We start from the raw sequence: 16,611 nt of genomic DNA, 5'->3' as shown, positions 1-16,611 counted from the left end.
GGTGGTGTGGACAGGGGACCGAGCGGGGGTGGCTAGGTTGGTCAGGACATCGGTGATGATGCGAGTGTCGCCGAATGGACAGAGAGGTCGGCATATGCGCGCAGCCCAGGTCAGCAAGCTGGAGGGGCCGGAAGCGATCGAGGTCGTCGCGATTGCGGAGCCCGCGGCATATCCCGGGGGCGTGGTCATCGACGTGCACGCGGCCGGGGTGGCGTTTCCCGATGTGCTGATGACGCGGGGTCTGTACCAGATGAAGCCCGAGCTGCCGTTCGTCGTCGGCGGCGAGGTGGCCGGGATCGTGCGTTCGGCGCCGGAGGGCGCGCATGTCGCGGTGGGGGATCGGGTGGTCGCGCTGACCATGCTCGGCAACGCCATCGCCGAGGTCGCGGTCGCGCCAACGCAGATGGTGTTCCGACTGCCGGACAATGTGTCGTTGGAGGCCGGGGCCGGGATCCTGTTCAACGATCTGACCGTGCATTTCTGCCTGCGCAACCGCGGCAGGCTGGCCGAGGGGGAGACCGTGCTGGTGCACGGCGCCGCGGGCGGTATCGGCACCTCGACGCTGCGGATGGCGGCGGCGCTGGGTGCGGGCCGGGTCATCGCGGTGGTCAGCACCGAGGAGAAGGCGGCGGTCGCGCGCGCCAACGGCGCCACCGATGTGGTGTCGACCGACGGCTGGCTCGCGGCCGTCAAGGAGCTGACCGGTGGTCGCGGTGTGGACATCGTGCTCGATCCGGTCGGTGGCGACCGGTTCACCGACAGCATTCGCAGCCTCGCCCCGGCGGGCCGGCTGCTGGTGGTCGGCTTCACCGCGGGGGAAATTCCGACGGTCAGGGTGAATCGACTGCTGCTCAAGAATGTCGAGGTGATCGGCGCGGCCTGGGGCGAATGGGTGATGACCCATCCGGGCTACCTGACCGAGCAGTGGGAAGAGGTCGAGGCTTTGCTGGCCTCCGGCAAGATCGCGCCGCCCGACCCGGTGCGCTACCCGCTGGAGCGCGCCGCCGAGGCCGTGGCCTCCCTCGACAATCGCACTGCCACCGGCAAGGTCGTCGTCACCCTGCGCTGACCTCGAGCCGTTGTAGCCGAATTCTTCGACTATTCGATGCGCGGCGCGACACATCGTGCGCGCCGGCACGGTGATCTGATCATGAAGCTCGCCAACCGGGTATTGAATCGAACGTTGCTGGCGCGCCAGCATCTGCTGGAGCGTTCGGCGTTGAGCGCCTTCGAGATGTGCGAGCATTCGGTGGGGTTGCAGGCTCAGGATTCGCCACGACCGTTCGTCGGATTGTGGAGCCGCATAGCGGATTTCGATCCCGAGACGGTTTCGGCGGGGCTGGAGCGCATCACTCCGACCCGGAAATGGACGGCGGTGGAGCGCGACGCGGTGGACGCCGAAGCCAACGCGCTGGTCGCATTCCTGGAGGCCGACAAGCGGCCGAGCGTCGAAATATTGGACGTGGGCGCCGATTTGCGTCCATGACCAGCGGGCGCATCGAGCGCCCCGTGCCGCGCGGCCAGCGCTACGTCGAGCGTGATCGACGTCCGACCCGCACCGCGGGCAAGGGTTGACCGGGTCCAGCCACCACCTGCTCGGCGATATCGGTCGCGACGAGCACAGCCGCGGTCAGCCCGACCACGGCCATGGCGGGCAGCGCCGATGACACCGCCGCGATCACGATCAAACCCAATGCCGCGACGACGCGAGTCGTGGCCACATTGCCGAGCAAGCGCCACCGGTTCACCAGCAGGGCGATCAGGAACAGTGCCGCGCCGCCCGGCGCGAGCGCGGCGGCGACACCGTGCGCGGTGTGACCGGGATCGGCGACCGCATGCCCCAGCCCGACGGCCACCGCGACCAGCCCGGCCACCAGTCCTAAATGTCCATAGCTCAGCACATCTCGCACGATCAAGCCGGGCTCGGGCATGGTCGCCAGCGCATGTTCGAGCAGCCGCGCCGAGCGATGGAAATAGATCCACCACAGCCCAGCGCCGACCAGGAAGGCCAGCACCAGCGTGGTTACCACCGCCGGATCGAGGTCGGTCGAGGCTGCCTGCGCGCCCGCGTCGACCACCGATTCGCCCAGCGCGATAATGATGAACAGGCCGAACCGCTCTACCAGATGCGAGACCCCGATCGTCCGGTTGCGCACGGCCCTGCCGTACAGCAGCGGTGCGCCCAACTGCACGACGAGCGCCCCGGTCCAGACCCAGATGCGCGAATGTTGCGGCAGCGGCGCGCTCGCGAAAATCGCTATGCCGGTGACCAGTCCGATGCTGAACGGGTTGATGGTGGTCGCGAAGCCATTGGTCCGGGTGACGGCGATGAACAGCACGATTCGCAACAGCAGATGCGCACCCGCGAAAACCATTGCGGCCCCACGTGGTTGGTCGAGCGCGGCGGGTGCGGCCACCGCCATCAGGAAAATGAACAACCCGCTGCAGAACAGCACCAGACGTTGGGCATTGGTCTCCTCGACGGTGTTCACCAGGATGATGACGCCGACCCAGCCCCACCACAGCGGCGCGAGCAGGACCAGGGCGTGGCCGAGGGCGGCGATCGAGGTGTGCTGGCCCAGCACATGCGCGGTCTGAGTGACCGCGAAGACCAGCACCAGATCGAAGAACAGCTCAGCCCAGGTGGCGCGGGCATGCGGTGTGGCGGTGGTGGATTCGGCAGGCTCGCTCATGGAAATCCTGTACTCGGTGACAGCGCAGTGCGAGCCTAGCTGGTTCAGCGCTCCGAGTTGTCCCGGTATGCGGGCGCTTTGGTGGTCCCGGTGGGTGTCAGTGTGCGCAATAGCGGCAGCGTCCGATGCGCGACCACCGTCGAAAGCACGATCACACTGTGCGAGCGCACGACCGAACTCGTCCGGTCGATGCTCAACAGCACCGCCTGTAGTCCGGCATGGGAATCCGCGCCGATCCGGCACAGCACATCGCCGGAGCCGGTGGTCGCATATGCCTCCAGTACACCGGGAATCGCGTCGAGTTCGGCCGCCACCGTATCCAGTGCACCCTGTGCGATTTCCAAGGTGACGAAGGCCTGCACATCGAAACCCGCTGCGGTGACGTCGATCTGCGGATCATAGGAGGAGATGACGCCCGACTCCTCCATCCGGCCGATCCGCGACTGGACGGTGGCCCTGGCAACCCGGGTGCGCCGGGACAGCTCGAGAATGCCCGCCTTCTGATACTCGTGCATCGCGGTGAGGATGGCGAGATCGAGTTCATCCAGTTTCGCGGGCGTGCGCGACATGACGGCCTCCGTTCGGGGCGCGACCGGCGTGGTGCGGGTCACTTGTGGTGCTATTCAAATTGTCCAGCATCAGGGGCGACTTGCTAGCCGATATCGCCATAGTGGCTAACCGAAACCGATGATGTTGCCTATTCGAGGGGCTGGCGATTTCCTTGGTTCATGACCATCGAGCATCTGCCGAACGCCCAGCGACCGAGCGTCCCGCAGCCCACCGACGGTGAGTTGCGCCGCCTGGTCGGGCTGGTCGATCACGACGACAGCGTCGATCCGTTCCCGGTCATCGGCTGGGACGCGCTGGTCTGGGTGGTCGGCAACGCAACCCAGACCGCACACTTCATGGAATCCGCCTTCGGTATGCGGCTGGAGGCGTACTCCGGTCCGGAGACCGGCAATCGTGATCACAAGGCGTATGTGTTGCGCAGCGGTGCGGCCAGATTCGTCATCACCGGCGCGGTCGCCCCGGACAGCCCGCTGGTCGCGCACCACGATCGGCACGGCGACGGCATTGTCGATATCGCACTCGAGGTTCCGGATGTGGACCGCTGCATCGCCTGGGCGCGCACACACGGCGCGACGATCCTCGTCGAACCACACGCCGACACAGACGAATTCGGGACGGTCCGTTCGGCCGCCCTGGCCACCTACGGCGAGACCAGGCATACGCTGATCGACCGCTCCAAGTACTACGGGCCATATCTGCCCGGATATGTCGCCCGCCACTCCGGGTATCAGCCGCGCGCCGGCACCCCGACCAGGCTGTTCCAGGCCATCGACCATGTCGTCGGCAATGTCGAGCTCGGCATGATGGACCAGTGGGTCGAGTTCTACCGCCGCGTCATGGGATTCACGAATATGGCCGAATTCGTCGGCGACGATATCGCCACCGAATACTCGGCGCTGATGAGCAAGGTGGTGGCCAATGGCAATCACCGAGTGAAGTTCCCGCTCAACGAACCCGCGATCGGTAAGAAGCGCTCCCAGATCGATGAATACCTCGAGTTCTACCGCGGCCCCGGCGTACAGCACATCGCGCTGGCCACCAGCGACATCCTCGAATGCGTCGACGTATTGCGCCGCGAGGGCGTCGAATTCCTCGAGACTCCGGACACCTACTACTCCGATCCCGAACTGCGGGCGCGTATCGGCCACGTTCGCGTCCCGGTGCAGGAGCTACAGCGCCGCGGCATCTTGGTCGACCGCGACGAAGACGGCTACCTGCTGCAGATTTTCACCAAACCGCTGACCGACCGCCCGACCGTCTTCTTCGAACTCATCGAACGCCATGGCTCACTCGGCTTCGGCAAGGGCAACTTCAAGGCCCTGTTCCAGGCGATCGAACGCGAACAAGCGGTGCGCGGCAACCTCTGATCCTGCCCGGTCGGTGCGGCCCGCACCGCACAGCGGGCTGCACCCCGGGTTCCGCCGGTAGATCAAGATGCGCGCAGAGAACTCTTGCGCAAGCTGTCAATTTGCGTAGAGGTTGTAAACTTCTACGCCATTGATCACCGTCGGCTCACAATGGGCATGTGGATTCCCATTCCGTTGCTGTTGGTTCGCGGCATCGAGGCAGTCGTTCAGCCAGTAGTAGCGGCCGAGGAAGTCCCCTCCGGCGGAAGCCGTTCCGGCGAGGCCGCCCGACAACCCCGCGACGATCAAGACGGCAACAGCCAACCTCTTCAACATGGTTCCCCCCCAATGGTTAACGTAGTCAAGCAGTTTCAGCGTAGCGGGTATGGGCGTGCTGTGGAACCCGGCGATGTCGGAGACCGTGTCTCCGGCCATGTCGAGTCCTGGTAGGTAGAGTTCACGGCATGCGGATCCCGTCGGCAATCGTCATCGGCACCTCCTTGGCGTTGACGTTGGCGTTGTCGGCATGCGGTTCGGGCGGCGACTCCGATTCATCGAGTCCGTCGCTGCGTCCCCCGCCGAAGGTCGCGTCACTAGGTCCGTTCGCTGGCGAGTGTGGCCATGTCACCGATGACGAGATCCGCGCCGTCGCGGGACTGCCGCAGATATCGCGGGTATTCAAGAACTCGGTCGGATGTAATTGGCAATCGGCTGGTCAAAGTTCGCCCAGCGTTACCTTCGCTTCTTATCGGGGGAGCCCCATCGACCGCGAGCGAGCGTGGGTGTCCACCCAGGGGCGGGGCCCCGAGAAGATCGAAGTCGGTGGCCGCACTGGATTCCAGGCACTCGATCCCAGCGGTCAAGTGTGCGATCTCGCTGTGCAACTCGATGACGACTTCTTCGAATGGTCAATGTCGTTCGGGTTCTTCGGCGCATCGGGAAATCCATGTGATCGAATGCGCAAGCTTGCCGAGTTGACCGTGCAGCGGCTGCAATGAGGGACGAAAGCATGAGTTCACGATCAGGCATTCGGGTCGCCGCCATCGCTCTCACCGTGCTCGCAATAGCCGTATTCACGGCGGGTTGTGGGAAGACGGTCAAGGGTTCGGCGCATCCCGCTGGGGGTAGCGGAACTACGACGGTCAACACGAATTTCGACAAGCTGCTGCGAGAATGCGATGCGGTGGCGATGGATCAGATCGGTGCGGCCGTAGGTGAAGGCGCCTTCCCCCAACCGTCGTTCTATGGGGCTGTCTGCATGTGGGACGTGGCCGGCGCGCCCGGCGGAAACGCCATGGTAACCCTGAACTGGTACGAGGAAGGCTCGCTGAACAACGAGAAGTCCACTAACGACAAGCTCGGCTACAACACCGAGAACATCACCGTGCAGGGGCGGCGCGGTCTGAAGACGACACGTCCGAATGATCCGGACTCGTGCGGCGTGAGTGCGGGCGCAGCCGATACCGGCATCATCGGCTGGTGGGTCAACTACCATCCCGGCGGGCATCCCGATCCGTGTGTGGGTGCCCAGAAATTGGTCGAGCTGACGTTGAATCTCGCGCGGTAACCACGCAGATGGTAGTGGGCCTGTCGGGTGTCTGATCGACCCCCACTTTGACCCTGTGTCGCGCCCACGGGTATCGTGGATCGCTGTGCCCGGAAGCATGCGGGCAAGTTTGTGCGCAAACGTAGGCCAGCGAAAGCGGCCGACCTTTCCGGCGTGCCCGGAATTCGGGATATGTCTTGCGCGCGACACGCCCGACCTCGGGACGCGAGAAACGCGGCCGGACGTGCGAGTGAACGCTCGATGACAAAGACGTTAGTTCCAGACACCGCGTTAACTAATTAAGGAAAGCCGGTCTATGCCAACCATCAACCAGCTGGTCCGCAAGGGTCGTCGCGACAAGGTCGCCAAGACCAAGACCGCGGCCCTCAAGGGGAGCCCGCAGCGTCGTGGCGTGTGCACCCGTGTGTACACCACCACCCCGAAGAAGCCGAACTCCGCGCTGCGCAAGGTCGCGCGTGTTCGCCTGACCAGCGCGGTCGAGGTCACGGCCTACATCCCGGGTGAGGGCCACAACCTGCAGGAGCACTCGATGGTGCTCGTCCGCGGCGGTCGTGTGAAGGACCTGCCGGGTGTCCGCTACAAGATCATCCGTGGCTCGCTCGACACCCAGGGTGTGAAGAACCGCAAGCAGGCCCGCAGCCGTTACGGCGCCAAGAAGGAGAAGAGCTGATATGCCACGCAAGGGCCCCGCACCCAAGCGTCCGCTGATCAACGACCCGGTCTACGGTTCGCCGCTGGTTACTCAGCTGGTCAACAAGATCCTGCTGGACGGCAAGAAGTCCACCGCCGAGCGCATCGTCTACGGCGCGCTGGAGCAGGCGCGCGAGAAGACCGGCACCGATCCGGTCGTCACCCTCAAGCGCGCGCTCGACAATGTCAAGCCGTCGCTCGAGGTGAAGCCCCGCCGCGTCGGCGGCGCGACCTACCAGGTGCCCGTCGAGGTCCGGCCGGGTCGCGCCAATACCCTGGCGCTGCGCTGGCTGGTCAACTTCTCCCGGGCACGGCGTGAGAAGACGATGGTCGAGCGTCTCGCCAACGAGCTGCTCGACGCCAGCAACGGCCTCGGCGCTTCGGTGAAGCGCCGCGAGGACACGCACAAGATGGCCGAGTCCAACCGGGCATTCGCGCACTACCGCTGGTGAGGTCTGCCCCGGCCCATCGTTGGTGGGGGCGGCAGGCATACGGCATGTGAGGTCAGGCCCGGAGGCGACAGCCGGTCGTCACCACGCAGGGTCCCGAACATGCCGGGTCAGATACGGCCGCGGCGGCACTTCGGTGCCGCTTCCGGCGTTGACATAGTGACGACCTCGCCGGTCGTCCCCGAGAATCCCAACTAGCTGATCGCTAACAGAGCAGAGCGGGGAAGATTTCCGTGGCACAGGACGTGCTCACCGACCTGAAAAAGGTCCGCAACATCGGCATCATGGCCCACATTGATGCGGGCAAGACGACGACAACCGAACGAATCCTGTTCTACACCGGTGTGAACTACAAGATCGGTGAGACCCACGACGGTGCATCGACCACCGACTGGATGGAACAGGAACAGGAACGCGGCATCACCATCACCTCGGCGGCGGTGACGTGTTTCTGGAACCAGAACCAGATCAACATCATCGATACCCCGGGCCACGTGGACTTCACCGTCGAGGTGGAGCGTTCGCTGCGCGTGCTCGACGGCGCCGTCGCGGTTTTCGACGGCAAGGAAGGTGTCGAGCCGCAGTCCGAGCAGGTGTGGCGTCAGGCCGATAAGTACGACGTGCCGCGTATCTGCTTCGTCAACAAGATGGACAAGCTCGGTGCGGACTTCTACTTCACCGTGCAGACCATCAAGGACCGCCTCGGCGCGAGGCCGCTGGTCATCCAGCTGCCGATCGGCGCGGAGGACACCTTCGAGGGCATCGTCGACCTGGTCGAGATGAACGCAAAGGTGTGGACCGGCGAGACCAAGCTCGGTGAGAAGTACGAGGTCCAGGAAATCCCGGCGGATCTCGCGGAGAAGGCCGCGCAGTATCGCCAGGAGCTGCTCGAGACCGTCGCCGAGTCGGACGAGGCGCTGCTGGAGAAGTTCTTCGGTGGCGAGGACCTCACGATCGACGAGATCAAGGGTGCCATCCGCAAGCTGACGGTGACCTCGGAGCTGTACCCCGTGCTGTGTGGTTCGGCGTTCAAGAACAAGGGTGTGCAGCCCATGCTCGACGCCGTCGTGGACTACCTGCCCTCGCCGCTGGATGTCGAGTCCGTGCAGGGCCACGTCCCCGGCAAGGAGGACGAGGTCATCACGCGCAAGCCGAGTGCGGACGAGCCGTTCGCCGCGCTGGCGTTCAAGATCGCCGTGCACCCGTTCTTCGGCAAGCTGACCTACATTCGCGTGTACTCGGGCAAGGTCGACTCCGGCGCCCAGGTCATCAACGCGACCAAGGGCAAGAAGGAGCGCCTGGGCAAGCTGTTCCAGATGCACTCCAACAAGGAGAACCCGGTTCCTCAGGTGAGTGCGGGTCACATCTACGCGGTGATCGGCCTCAAGGACACCACCACCGGCGACACTCTGTGCGATCCGAACAACCAGATCGTGCTCGAGTCCATGACCTTCCCGGACCCGGTCATCGAGGTCTCGATCGAGCCCAAGACCAAGTCCGACCAGGAGAAGCTGGGCACCGCGATCCAGAAGCTCGCCGAGGAGGACCCGACCTTCTCGGTGAAGCTGGATCAGGAGACCGGCCAGACCGTCATCGGCGGCATGGGCGAGCTGCACCTGGACATCCTCGTCGACCGCATGCGGCGCGAGTTCAAGGTCGAGGCGAACGTCGGCAAGCCGCAGGTTGCCTACCGCGAGACGATCACCAAGTCGGTCGAGAAGCTCGAGTTCACCCACAAGAAGCAGACGGGTGGCTCCGGCCAGTTCGCGAAGGTCATCATCGCTCTCGACCCGTTCGTCGGCGAGGATGGTGCGACCTACGAGTTCGAGAACAAGGTCACCGGTGGCCGCGTGCCTCGCGAATACATCCCTTCGGTGGACGCGGGCGCGCAGGATGCCATGCAGTACGGTGTGCTCGCGGGCTACCCGCTGGTGAACCTGAAGGTCACGCTGCTCGACGGCGCGTACCACGACGTCGACTCGTCGGAAATGGCCTTCAAGATCGCCGGCTCGCAGGCCCTGAAGGAAGCGGCCCGTAAGGCCGGTCCGGTGATCCTCGAACCGCTGATGGCGGTCGAGGTCATCACGCCCGAGGATTACATGGGCGATGTGATCGGCGACCTGAATTCCCGCCGTGGCCAGATCCAGGCCATGGAGGAACGCAGTGGTGCCCGTGTCGTCAAGGCGCTGGTTCCGCTCTCGGAGATGTTCGGTTACATCGGCGATCTGCGGTCGAAGACCCAGGGCCGGGCGAACTACTCCATGGTGTTCGACTCGTACGCGGAGGTTCCGGCCAACGTGTCGAAGGAGATCATCGCCAAGGCGACCGGCGAATAAGTCCGATCGGGGCAGGTGCAAGACTTGCCCTGATCAGCCGGGAGTCATGCACGACCCCCAAATATGTAAACCGCACTGCTGCAACTGCACGCACCAACAAGTCCAGGAGGACACCAAGTGGCGAAGGCGAAGTTCGAGCGGACGAAGCCGCACGTCAACATCGGCACCATCGGTCACGTCGACCACGGCAAGACCACGCTGACCGCAGCGATCACCAAGGTGCTGGCTGACAAGTACCCGGATCTGAACGCGGCGTTCGCGTTCGATCAGATCGACAAGGCGCCGGAGGAGAAGGCTCGTGGTATCACGATCAACATCTCCCACGTCGAGTACCAGACGGAGAAGCGCCACTACGCACACGTCGACGCGCCGGGTCACGCCGACTACATCAAGAACATGATCACCGGTGCGGCGCAGATGGACGGTGCCATCCTCGTGGTCGCCGCGACCGACGGCCCGATGCCGCAGACCCGTGAGCACGTGCTGCTCGCCCGCCAGGTCGGCGTGCCCTACATCCTGGTCGCGCTGAACAAGTCCGATATGGTCGACGACGACGAGATCCTCGAGCTCGTCGAGATGGAGGTCCGCGAACTGCTGGCCTCGCAGGAGTTCGACGAGGAAGCGCCGGTCGTGCGCGTTTCCGGTCTGAAGGCGCTCGAGGGCGACCCCAAGTGGACCGAGTCGGTGCTGGAGCTCATGGCCGCGGTCGACGAGTCCATCCCGGACCCGGTTCGTGAGACCGACAAGCCGTTCCTGATGCCGGTCGAGGACGTCTTCACGATCACCGGTCGTGGCACCGTTGTCACCGGTCGTGTCGAGCGCGGTGTCATCAACGTGAACGAGGAAGTCGAGATCGTCGGCATCCGCGAGAAGAGCACCAAGACCACCGTCACCGGTATCGAGATGTTCCGCAAGCTGCTCGACCAGGGCCAGGCTGGCGACAACGTCGGTCTGCTGGTTCGTGGTATCAAGCGCGAAGATGTCGAGCGTGGCCAGGTCGTCGTGAAGCCGGGCACCACCACCCCGCACACCGAGTTCGAGGGTCAGGCCTACATCCTGTCCAAGGACGAGGGTGGCCGCCACACGCCGTTCTTCAACAACTACCGTCCGCAGTTCTACTTCCGTACCACGGACGTGACGGGCGTTGTGACTCTGCCCGAGGGCACCGAGATGGTCATGCCCGGTGACAACACCGAGATGCTCGTCAAGCTGATCCAGCCGGTCGCCATGGACGAGGGTCTGCGCTTCGCGATCCGCGAGGGTGGCCGCACCGTCGGCGCCGGTCGCGTCACGAAGATCATCAAGTGATGCACTGAATCGCTGTCGAACGGCGTCGCTCCGAAAGGGGCGGCGCCGTTCGGCGTTCTAGGGGATTCGCCGACTAGCAGTTGCTCGGTGCCGGTTCGCCGCGGAAGCGGGCGGCGAGCCAGTCGAGCACCGCCGGGATACCGAGGATGGCGGCGCTCAGATGTTCGGGGGCGTAGGTGAGTTCGGCCTGCAATGGCACTCCGGCCGCGCAGTACCGGCGATCGACATTGAGGATCGCGTCGGTCGGGACGAGCGGATCAGTGGGCGAATGCCATTCGAATATCGGAATTTTCGGGATTCCGTCGTACAGTTCCAGACTGTTCTCCTCGACCACCGCTCTGGCATTGGGATTGCTGACGAGGGACATATTGCTCGCGTAATCCCGGACGCTGTGTCCCGCGCCGGTGACGAGGATTTCATTGGTGCAACCGTTGGCGATGGCTGTGCGTGCGGCCACCCCGCTCGGGTTCAGATTATCGCTGATCGGAAAACGGTCCGGATATTCCCGCTCCATTCCGATAGCGGCGGCCATCAGCAGTCCGAATGCCGGATGCGGATTGAAACTCACCCCCTCCAGCATTGTCACCAAATTCATCGGTACGCCACCGATCGCCGCGCCCGCGATATCGAGTTCCGGTGCGTAGGTCGGCGCCATCGCGGCGGCGAATGCGGTGGCCATACCGCCGCCGGAATATCCGGCCATCGTGACTCGGCTGTCTGCGGCGGCTAGTTCGGGAACCTGGCGCACAGCGCGAATGCCGTCCAGGGTGATCTGGCCGCCGAGCCGGGCCGCACCGTAGGCGAAGGTCGGTCCGAGGTGGTCGGGCAGCGCGATGCTCCACCCGCTCAGCAGCAGGGCATTGAGCACGACCGCCTCGCGGACCTGCAGATTCGGATCGGAGGTGTACAGCACGCGGGAGACCGCGCACTGTGCACCGAGGCCATTGATGATGTGCTGATAGGACAGCACCGGCCCATCGGGTTGATGTGAGCGCGGTGTCAGCACCGTGGTGGTCGCCGCGATCGGTTGGCCGGTGGAGTTTGTGGAACGGAACTTGATCAGCGTGACGGTGGTTTCGGGAAAGATCAATATCGGCGGCTGCTGCCGCGTCGCGAGCACCTCACCCGGTTCCTTATTCGCCAGATCAGGTGGTGCCGCATAGAAGGGGTCCGGATCCGGTTCGGGATAAATCGGTGTGGCCTGGGCCGCGGTATCGCACAGGACAGTCATCGAGGCGCTGACCAGCAAACCGGCAATCACTGCGCGCATCGCGAGACCGGTGAGATCTCGAAGGATTCGATTGATCTCCACAACTGGAACTTGTATCACGCGCTGCGGAGCCGCATTGGGAAGACGAGTCTTTCAGATTTCGGTGCTCAGCCGAGCTGCGTCATACCCGCCGCGACGACCTGGGCCACATTGCAGATTTCGTCCGCGGTCGGCAGCGGCAGCCCGTCGAGCGCATGCAGCCGATCGCTGCTGGCAATGGCGAACATCGCCGAAACCCAGGCCGCGGCGCACGCGCGCAGCGTGCCGGGCTGGACCGGAGCGGGCGCGCTGGCCTGCAGCACCCGGACGGTGACATCGAGCAGTTGATCGCGCAGGCGGCGCAATTGGCGGCGGACGTCGGGATGGGTATCGGCCTCGCGCCACATGATCACGCGCAGCACCGACGAATCGTGATCGCGCAAATTGAGCGCGGCATCGAGATTGATCAGACTGGCCGCCGGATCGCCGGGTGTGACCACAGTGCCGATATCGGCGATGGGCTGGGCGGGCACCCGCTCGGCCATCAGGGCGGACAGGATCGAATCCTTGGTGGGGAAGTAGTAGAAAACCAGCCCCTTGGGGACACCGGCACCCTCGGCGATGGCTGCTGTCGCGGTCGCATCGAATCCCTGCGCCGCGAAGAGTCGTTCCGCGGCATCGAGAATGAGCTGACGGGCGTCGCCGTCGACTTTCGCACGGCGACGACGCCCGGCTCGCTCGGATTTCGGCATGTGCATCAGTGATGCGGTGCCATCTCGTGCAACCGATCCGACACCGTCGGCAGCGCCGCTACTGCGACCGCTACCGTCACCACGCCCACTATCCATGCGGTCCAGGATGCGCCATGGTAGCCGCTGTAGCTCATCGCCCATGGCGAGACGAACAGCAAGGCGCCGAACAGGCCCATGGCAAAGTCGGCGGCCGCCAGGGTCGCGCGGTACATCTGCGTCAGGCCGGTAAGGGCGATGAGCACGCCCAAGACGATCAGCGACCACGTGCCATTGGTGTTCGTGTTCACCCACAGGGGTGACAGCGCGGTGAAGATGCCCAGCAGGACGGCCAGGAGATCCTGCGCGCGACTTTCGGTGAACATGGCTTGCCTCCTCGGGCTCTGAACTGTTCTCCTGACTCAGATCTAACTCTGATTGACCGCCCGATCAATATAGATCTGGATACGATTGCGCACCGATAGGTTCGGATAACGCGAAGTGATGGTCCTCACGGCGATCTGCAACCAAGCAAACGCTAGGGTTAGCTTCGTGTCACCTCGGTGACGAATGTCAACTGGACCCGGCGGGTGCCAGGCACTGCCGAAGGGAAGGTCGCGTGAGTGAGCGCAGCGAGCGAACCATGGACACTGCCGGGTGGCCTGGTCACGCCCGAGCGGAGCGCCAGCGAGGTGAAGGCGCGTGAGTGAGCGCAGTGAGCGAACTGAAGACACAATCGGGCGATCCGGTCACGCCGGAGCCGAGCGCCAGCGAGGTGGAGGAATGAACGGGCCGATTGTGATCATCGGAGCTGGTCTGGCCGGTTTGCGCACAGCGGAGGAGCTGCGCCGCGCCGGATACGAGGGTGAGTTGATCCTCGTCGGTGCGGAGTCGCGGCTGCCCTACGATCGCCCGCCGCTGTCGAAGCAGTTCGTCCGCGGCGAAACCGACGACACCACTCTGCGTCCCGCCGAATTCTTCGACGAGAAGCAGATCGACCTGCGGCTGAATACCGAGGCGGTCGGTGTCGACACCGCCGCGCGCCGAGTGCGCCTGGCCGACGGCGGCATGCTCGATTACGACCAGTTGATCATCGCGACGGGTCTGCGCCCGCGCCGCCTGCCCGGGCTGCCCGATCTGCGCGGCGTGCACGTACTGCGCGACTACGCCGACGCCGCCGCGCTGCGCGACGAATTGTCCGGCGCGGGGACGGCCCTGGTGGTCGGTGCCGGGTTCATCGGCTGTGAACTCGCGGCGAGCTTCCGTGCCAGCGGCGTCGAGGTCGTGCTCATCGAACCGCAGCCGACGCCGCTGGCCTCGGTGCTCGGTGTCGAGATCGGTGCGCTGGTCGCTCGCATGCATCGGGACGAGGGCGTCGATCTGCGCTGCGAAACCGGCCTGGACACCTTCCTCTCCGATAACGATCATGTACGCGGGGCCCGGCTTTCCGACGGCAACGAGGTGGCCGCCGATCTGGTGGTCATCGGTGTCGGTTCCCGGCCGGTGACCGAATGGCTCACCGATTCCGATATCGCACTCGCCGAGCCCTCGGCCGGTGGCGGCATACTCGCGGACGAGGTCGGGCGCACCTCGGTCGAGGGGGTGTGGGCAGTCGGTGATGTGGCCGCCTGGCTGCACCAGACCGGGCAGCGCAAGCGCGTCGAGCACTGGACCAACGCCGGTGAGCAGGCGCGGCTGCTGGCATGCGCGCTGCTCGGCGCCGATCCGCCGACCGCGGCCCGGGTGCCGTACTTCTGGAGCGATCAGTACGACGTGAAGATCCAGGCGCTCGGCACCCCGAAGGCCGACGACGAAATCCACATCGTCTCCGACGACGGCCGCAAGTTCCTCGCCTACTACTCCCAGCACGGCAATTTGACCGGGGTGGTCGGCGCCGGAATGACCGGTCAGGTGATGAAGGTCCGCGCGAAGATCGCCGCGGGTGCGCCGATCGCGGACCTGCTTGCGGCCAGCCAGCCGTAGCGATTACCCCCAGGTCGCGCCGAACATCATGCTCGGCGGCCGAATAGGGTGTGGTTATCGGTTGTAATACGGTGGTCGGGTGATCGTCGCGCTCATCGATTCCGGGCTGGGGTTGCTGCCCACGGCCGCCTGGCTGCGCAAGCTGCGGCCCGATGTCGACCTGCTACTCCAGTTGGACCCGGATGGCGCGCCGTGGGGTCCCAAGCCCGAACAGTGGGTGACCGACCGGGTGGTCGACGCGGCGCGTAGTTCGGTTCGGCTCGGGGCGGAAGTCCTCGTGCTGCCGTGCAATACGGCCAGCGTCACCGCCTTGGACGAGGTGCGCGCCGAGGTCGGGCCGGGCATTCCGGTGATCGGCACGGTCCCCGCGATCAAACCCGCCGCGGCGGTATGCAAATCGGTCGCGGTGTGGGCCACCGCGGCGACAACGGCCAGCCGATACCAGGCGGATCTGATCACTCGCTTCGGCGGTGATGCGAAGGTGGTCGGCATCGCCTGCCATGGTTTGGCGGATTCGATCGACCGCGGTGATCTGGTCGCGGCCCATGATTCGATCGCGCGCGCGGCCGACCAGACGCCGGACGATGTGGAAGGTGTGGTGCTCGGCTGCACCCACTACCCGCTGGTCATCGATGCCATTGTGGCCGCGCTGCCGGACGGTGTGCGACTGTTCGACAGCGCACAAGCCGTTGCGGCGCAGACGATTCGGCGTATGGAGGCGCTCGGCAGGCCGACCACCGGCGCCGGTGAGGTGTGGGTGCGCAACAGCGGTCGGCCGGGTGAATTGCCCACCAGCGCGGCGGCTTTCGAGTCGGGGCGGATTCTGCGAGCGCAGGAGTAGGACCGGCGATTCGCGACGGTCGCCCCGTTGCTCGACGGTGTTGAATGACTTTGGCCTGCTCGACGATCGGAGGTTCACTGATGGCTGAAGCCCTACCGACGGCCGCCGAGGTCCATGTGGCGCTGGCCGAGGTCGCCGATCCGGCCGGTGCCATCCACCTGCAGCGGTTCTTCAAGACCGGGCCCGGTGAGTACGGCGCTGGCGATGTCTTCCTCGGTGTGCGCGTGCCCGTCACACGATCGATCGCGAAACGCTTTGCGGCACTTCCGCTCGACCAGATCGACGTACTTCTGGACAGTGCCGTGCACGAGGATCGGTTTGCCGCGCTGATCATCCTCAATGCCAGATTCGCCAAGGCAACCAAATCGCGCACGCTCGATATCGATGCGCAGGCGGCGATGGTCAAGCTCTACCTCGCCGCGGTGCGCCGCGGCCGGGTGAACAACTGGGATCTGGTCGACGTCTCCGCCGAAAACATCATCGGCCCTTGGCTACTCGACCGACCTCGCGATCTGGTCTTCGAACTCGCACAGGCGGAATCGCTCTGGGAGCGGCGGGTGGCACTGCTGACGACCTTGGCGTTCATCAAGGCGGGCGATGCCTCGACCACCTTCGAACTCGGCGAACGACTCCTCGCCGATCGCCGTGATCTGATCCAGAAGGCGTTCGGCTGGATGCTGCGTGAGGCCGGCAAGCGCGTCGACGAGCGACTGCTCACCGGCTTCCTCGACAAGCATGCGGCGGACATGGGCCGCACCGCACTGAGTTACGCGACCGAGCGCCTCGATCCCGCCTTACGCCTGCACTACCGCAAGCTGTAACGGGTTGCGCCCGCCCGAGGCGCAGGTCCA

At 65.0% G+C, this 16,611-nt stretch carries 18 protein-coding genes; 12 read left to right on the top strand and 6 right to left on the bottom strand.

The features are described from left to right. The first annotated feature begins 94 nt into the window (after positions 1-94). Positions 95-1,069 (top strand): NADPH:quinone oxidoreductase family protein, encoded by a 975-nt coding sequence (locus AB0J29_RS16120; RefSeq protein WP_364785750.1) that lies wholly within the window; start codon positions 95-97, stop codon positions 1,067-1,069. 81 nt (positions 1,070-1,150) lie between these two features. Beyond that, positions 1,151-1,486 carry a hypothetical protein gene (locus AB0J29_RS16115; protein WP_364785747.1) on the top strand — a complete coding sequence of 112 codons (336 nt, stop codon included), beginning with the start codon at positions 1,151-1,153 and terminating at the stop codon, positions 1,484-1,486. 40 nt (positions 1,487-1,526) lie between these two features. Here AB0J29_RS16115 and AB0J29_RS16110 read toward each other — a convergent pair whose 3' ends face one another. After that, positions 1,527-2,693, bottom strand: coding sequence for a low temperature requirement protein A (locus AB0J29_RS16110; protein ID WP_364785744.1), 1,167 nt, complete (start codon positions 2,691-2,693; stop codon positions 1,527-1,529). Positions 2,694-2,737: 44 nt separating this feature from the next. Then, a complete protein-coding gene (locus tag AB0J29_RS16105) occupies positions 2,738-3,262 on the bottom strand; it encodes an Lrp/AsnC ligand binding domain-containing protein (RefSeq protein WP_364494026.1) in 525 nt (174 codons plus the stop codon). Between the two features lie 159 nt (positions 3,263-3,421). Here AB0J29_RS16105 and hppD point away from each other — a divergent pair, with 159 nt between their 5' ends. Further along, positions 3,422-4,630, top strand: coding sequence for a 4-hydroxyphenylpyruvate dioxygenase (gene hppD / locus AB0J29_RS16100; RefSeq protein WP_364785741.1), 1,209 nt, complete (start codon positions 3,422-3,424; stop codon positions 4,628-4,630). A 96-nt stretch (positions 4,631-4,726) separates the two neighbouring features. On the opposite strand, the gene AB0J29_RS16095 is transcribed toward hppD, so the two are convergent. Beyond that, positions 4,727-5,044, bottom strand: coding sequence for a hypothetical protein (locus tag AB0J29_RS16095; RefSeq protein WP_364785738.1), 318 nt, complete (start codon positions 5,042-5,044; stop codon positions 4,727-4,729). Between the two features lie 29 nt (positions 5,045-5,073). Between AB0J29_RS16095 and AB0J29_RS16090 the strand changes: the two genes are divergently transcribed. The 6 genes from AB0J29_RS16090 (at position 5,074) to tuf (ending at position 10,959) form a co-directional block, all read left to right on the top strand. Beyond that, the gene (locus AB0J29_RS16090) at positions 5,074-5,607 is read left to right on the top strand and encodes a DUF3558 domain-containing protein (RefSeq protein ID WP_364785735.1); all 534 of its coding nucleotides are present in this window, start codon (positions 5,074-5,076) and stop codon (positions 5,605-5,607) included. Between the two features lie 11 nt (positions 5,608-5,618). Beyond that, positions 5,619-6,176: a DUF3558 domain-containing protein gene (locus AB0J29_RS16085; protein WP_364785732.1), complete on the top strand. Its 558-nt coding sequence runs from the start codon at positions 5,619-5,621 to the stop codon at positions 6,174-6,176. Positions 6,177-6,471: 295 nt separating this feature from the next. Then, positions 6,472-6,846, top strand: coding sequence for a 30S ribosomal protein S12 (gene rpsL, locus AB0J29_RS16080; RefSeq protein WP_014353064.1), 375 nt, complete (start codon positions 6,472-6,474; stop codon positions 6,844-6,846). 1 nt (position 6,847) lies between these two features. Further along, positions 6,848-7,318 (top strand): 30S ribosomal protein S7, encoded by a 471-nt coding sequence (rpsG, locus tag AB0J29_RS16075; RefSeq protein WP_014353063.1) that lies wholly within the window; start codon positions 6,848-6,850, stop codon positions 7,316-7,318. Between the two features lie 230 nt (positions 7,319-7,548). Further along, entirely contained in the window at positions 7,549-9,651 is a 2,103-nt protein-coding gene (gene fusA, locus AB0J29_RS16070; RefSeq protein ID WP_364785729.1) for an elongation factor G, read from the top strand. 117 nt (positions 9,652-9,768) lie between these two features. After that, a complete protein-coding gene (gene tuf, locus AB0J29_RS16065) occupies positions 9,769-10,959 on the top strand; it encodes an elongation factor Tu (protein WP_364493719.1) in 1,191 nt (396 codons plus the stop codon). 73 nt (positions 10,960-11,032) lie between these two features. On the opposite strand, the gene AB0J29_RS16060 is transcribed toward tuf, so the two are convergent. The 3 genes from AB0J29_RS16060 to AB0J29_RS16050 all read right to left on the bottom strand — a co-directional run bounded on the left by AB0J29_RS16060 (position 11,033) and on the right by AB0J29_RS16050 (position 13,322). Then, the gene (locus AB0J29_RS16060) at positions 11,033-12,190 is read right to left on the bottom strand and encodes a lipase family protein (RefSeq protein WP_364785905.1); all 1,158 of its coding nucleotides are present in this window, start codon (positions 12,188-12,190) and stop codon (positions 11,033-11,035) included. 146 nt (positions 12,191-12,336) lie between these two features. Further along, the gene (locus AB0J29_RS16055) at positions 12,337-12,960 is read right to left on the bottom strand and encodes a helix-turn-helix domain-containing protein (protein ID WP_364785726.1); all 624 of its coding nucleotides are present in this window, start codon (positions 12,958-12,960) and stop codon (positions 12,337-12,339) included. 5 nt (positions 12,961-12,965) lie between these two features. Next, a complete protein-coding gene (locus tag AB0J29_RS16050; RefSeq protein ID WP_364785723.1) occupies positions 12,966-13,322 on the bottom strand; it encodes an SPW repeat protein in 357 nt (118 codons plus the stop codon). A gap of 397 nt (positions 13,323-13,719) precedes the next feature. On the opposite strand from AB0J29_RS16050, the gene AB0J29_RS16045 reads away from it, so the two are divergent. From AB0J29_RS16045 to AB0J29_RS16035, 3 genes are all read left to right on the top strand, one after another. Then, complete coding sequence (locus AB0J29_RS16045) at positions 13,720-14,919, top strand: FAD/NAD(P)-binding oxidoreductase (RefSeq protein WP_364785720.1); 1,200 nt, start codon at positions 13,720-13,722, stop codon at positions 14,917-14,919. 79 nt (positions 14,920-14,998) lie between these two features. Beyond that, complete coding sequence (locus AB0J29_RS16040; RefSeq protein ID WP_364785717.1) at positions 14,999-15,760, top strand: aspartate/glutamate racemase family protein; 762 nt, start codon at positions 14,999-15,001, stop codon at positions 15,758-15,760. A gap of 80 nt (positions 15,761-15,840) precedes the next feature. Continuing rightward, the gene (locus tag AB0J29_RS16035; RefSeq protein ID WP_364785714.1) at positions 15,841-16,581 is read left to right on the top strand and encodes a DNA alkylation repair protein; all 741 of its coding nucleotides are present in this window, start codon (positions 15,841-15,843) and stop codon (positions 16,579-16,581) included. The last annotated feature ends 30 nt before the right edge of the window (positions 16,582-16,611 follow it).

This window comes from Nocardia sp. NPDC049707, from assembly GCF_040674855.1.
Lineage (GTDB): Bacteria > Actinomycetota > Actinomycetes > Mycobacteriales > Mycobacteriaceae > Nocardia.
The sequence above is the reverse complement of the archived record's forward strand: the minus strand, read 5'-3'. Positions and strand labels throughout refer to the sequence as shown.